This window comes from Paenibacillus sp. 23TSA30-6, assembly GCF_014858585.1.
In the GTDB taxonomy this organism is placed as follows: Bacteria; Bacillota; Bacilli; order Paenibacillales; family Paenibacillaceae; genus Paenibacillus.
The window spans coordinates 1-742 of record NZ_SLTL01000100.1; the positions used below are offsets into that span (position 1 = coordinate 1).

The window sequence follows — 742 nt, forward strand, 5'->3', positions numbered from 1 at the left end:
CCCGTTAGAATTCCTGTAGAATGAATAATTTGGCCTTTGCACAAAAACGAGCGCCTCGGTACGATGGGGTTGCACACGAGGTCATTGCCTCAAAAAGCCCATCATCCAGGAGGTCGCTCTACCATGAAGTTTAAGGCTCAGGAGAAGCAAAATCAACTCATTGAAAACATTTCCTCATTACATTTGGTAGTCGGCGTAGATATTGCTCAGGAGTCTCACGTCGCTCGTGCGGTCAGCTTTCGAGGAATTGCTTTGGGATCGCCGTTAGAGTTTGGTAGTTATGACGAGGGCTTTCAACTATTCGGTCGTTGGATTCAAGATCTGCTCCAGTCTTACAAGCTGAGCAAAATCATTGTTGGTATGGAACCGACCGGCCACTACTGGCTGAGCCTGGCTCGCTGGCTCTCTTCTCGTGGAATTGAAGCCGTCCTCGTAAATCCCCACCTTGTCAAAAAGAATAAGGAAAACCGAGACAATACCCCGTCAAAGAGCGACCGCAAAGACGCGCTCGTCATCGCGGATATGGTCAAGAACGGCTACTATTCCCCCGTAAGATTCAACCCGGAAGCCTACGAGGAGCTGCGGATTCTCATGGCCAATCGTGACACGGTTACTAAACGGCTTAACAGCGCTGTTAACCAGATTCATCGCTGGGTAGATATTGTTTTCCCAGAACTTCGGCATGTCTTTAAAATCCTCACTTGTACCAGTGCCATTGCCACGTTAAGGCTGTTTCCTCTCC

1 protein-coding gene is annotated in these 742 nt (G+C 48.9%); it reads left to right on the plus strand.

The features are described 5' to 3' along the window. Positions 1-123: 123 nt before the first annotated feature. Positions 124-742, plus strand: a 619-nt coding sequence (locus tag E0698_RS26270) for an IS110 family transposase (RefSeq protein ID WP_192513432.1), incomplete at its 3' end; no start/stop codon positions are given.